This is a genomic window from Nitrosomonas halophila, assembly GCF_900107165.1.
In the GTDB taxonomy this organism is placed as follows: Bacteria; Pseudomonadota; Gammaproteobacteria; order Burkholderiales; family Nitrosomonadaceae; genus Nitrosomonas; species Nitrosomonas halophila.
This window is the reverse complement of record NZ_FNOY01000130.1, coordinates 1-2,334: the sequence shown is the minus strand read 5'-3', so window position 1 is coordinate 2,334 and position 2,334 is coordinate 1. Positions and strand designations below refer to the sequence as shown.

2 protein-coding genes are annotated in these 2,334 nt (G+C 40.9%); one reads left to right on the top strand and one right to left on the bottom strand.

The features are described from left to right. Positions 1 to 174: 174 nt before the first annotated feature. The gene (locus tag BLV85_RS14565) at positions 175 to 579 is read right to left on the bottom strand and encodes a hypothetical protein (protein ID WP_176974068.1); all 405 of its coding nucleotides are present in this window, start codon (positions 577 to 579) and stop codon (positions 175 to 177) included. 277 nt (positions 580 to 856) lie between these two features. Here BLV85_RS14565 and BLV85_RS14560 point away from each other — a divergent pair, with 277 nt between their 5' ends. Next, entirely contained in the window at positions 857 to 2,131 is a 1,275-nt protein-coding gene (locus BLV85_RS14560) for a PIN-like domain-containing protein (RefSeq protein ID WP_090415937.1), read from the top strand. The last annotated feature ends 203 nt before the right edge of the window (positions 2,132 to 2,334 follow it).

Below are 2,334 nucleotides of genomic sequence, written 5' to 3'. Positions count from 1 at the left end.
ATTCTTTCATCCAATCGAGATAAACCGTGCGATCTTCCTCCGTAAAAAACACGTTCTCTCGTCGGTTCCCTCGTTGAGTGATGTGGTGCGGTATCCCCCCAAAAACCGCTCGGCTTAATCTAGGCATGCGGGTAGTATACTCAAATAAGCTTAAAAGGGTAGCGTCCCCTTTTATCATTGATTGTTATTTGCCGAATTGTTCTCTAGCCGTAAAACAACTCTTTTCTCTAACTGAGTGGCATCTTGTTTGAAAAGCCCTCTTAATTCCATTCGAAGGTTGTCAAGTAGCTTAAATTTCCGATCTAATATTTCGCCCTCTTTACGAGGGTTTTCCATAGAGAAAACAACTAGGTCATGAACAAGAGCAATTTGCTCCTTATTACCAAGAAGCTCTATGTCAGCTGCTGCGCGTTCTAATTGACGCTTGTCATCATTTTGTAGATTTCGTTTTATGGAGTTTTCAATAGATCGATAAGCCTCCATAAGATAGCTTGCTCTTAGATTTCTCCTCGCGGCTTCAATTTCACGGGATTTACTTAGCCAATGAACAAATAGCCAACCAAACAATGCAACTAACACTGTTATTATGTTTGATATTGAAATGCAGTCGAGCATATTAAAACCCTAACTATAAAATTACACATCCGAAATGACGCAATACATTACGTCAAAAATGAAACCTAGTGAAAAAGGGGACGCTACCCTTTTTCTTTCCGGTTTAATGAGGGAGGGTAGGCAAAAGATTACTCTCTACTCCACCCTTTTCGTAAAGGGAAGCGTCCCCTTTTACTACCCCATTGTGTGGGCGTATTGCGTCATTTCGGACGTATAATTGTAGTTCAATGATGGAGATAGTATGAAGGATTTGTTTCCTGGTCACTTTAAAGAGAGTGAAGGACGTCTCAGAGAGGTATGGGATACGTCACTGTTCGTATTCGATGCCAATATATTGCTTAATTTGTATCGATACTCAGATACGACTCGTGGTGAGTTTCTACGCATCTTAGAAAAAATAAAAAGCAGAGTGTGGCTTCCACATAGGGCAGCAGATGAATATTTCAACAATCGTTTATCTGTCATTGACCAACAAGAAAAATCATATGATGACACCACTAAATTAATTGTTTCCTTGAAAAGCGATTTAGAAAATGCTCGTCAACACCCTTTTGTTGGCTCAGACACGATGAATAGAGTGGGACGAGTATTTGATGAGCTTTGTGAAGAGTTAAAAAAGAACAAATCTGTTCATACAGAAAGAATTTCAAACGATGAAATAAAAGAAGCAATTGCATCGATTTTTGAAGGTAGAGTGGGCGCACCTTATGGGAAAGATAAGCTTTTAGAGCTGATAACTGAGGGTGAAGAAAGGTATAAACAAAAAATACCACCAGGCTTTAAAGATGGATCAAAATCGAGCGATAGTGAGGTATTTTTTGAAAAATGCAGAAGATATGGAGACCTTATTGTCTGGTTTCAGGTGATTGATAAAGCGATTGAATCTGGTAAAGGCGTAGTATTAGTCACTGATGACAAAAAAGAAGATTGGTGGGAAAAGTTCAAGGGTAAGACCGTTGGCCCACGCCCAGAACTGGTTAAAGAGTTTAAAGATAAAGCAAACAATACATTTCATATGTATCAAGCAGATCGTTTTCTTGAATTAGCTAGAGAAAACCTAGATGAGAAAGTAAGCGATGAGGTAGTTGAAGAAATTAGAGAAGTTAAGCGTCGGGATAAACTCGCCTATAAACGCATGAAAGAAATGGAGTATTTGAAAAGGCGAAAACTTGAAATGAGCCACCTGTTTCAAGAACTGGAACACAGTAAGCATAGAATGATGGCGTATGAAGAAGAACGTCATATGCTAAAGCAACGTATGCACGAACTGGAATCAATGCGTAATGATATGCGGCATCATAGGGAGCTTTTTTTAGGTGATGATATAGAAAATCCAGAGGTTGAGCCGATAATGCGTCGTTATGCTGCGCTTTCTGAGGAATATGCACAAGTTAGGCATAGCCTAGAAAGCTCATTAATGAAACACAAAGAAATGCAAATGCATATGATGGAGTTAGAAAAGGAAGTCGCTCATCGCATGAAACTCATTGAACAAGAAAATTCATCGGACTCGTAAACTCGCCGCTAATAAAAGGGGACGCTCCGTACGCAGTAACAGCAGCAAATCTAGCGGGTTGAAGTCCCGTCCGGGGAGTTGTCCGTACGCCCCGGTAGCATGAGGAAGCGGCGTCGCGGCAACGCGGGGTCGTGAGTTTCCACACAGCAAGAGAGCAGGCCGTAACGCAAGTGAACCCATGAGTAGCCTCGTAAACGAAGTGG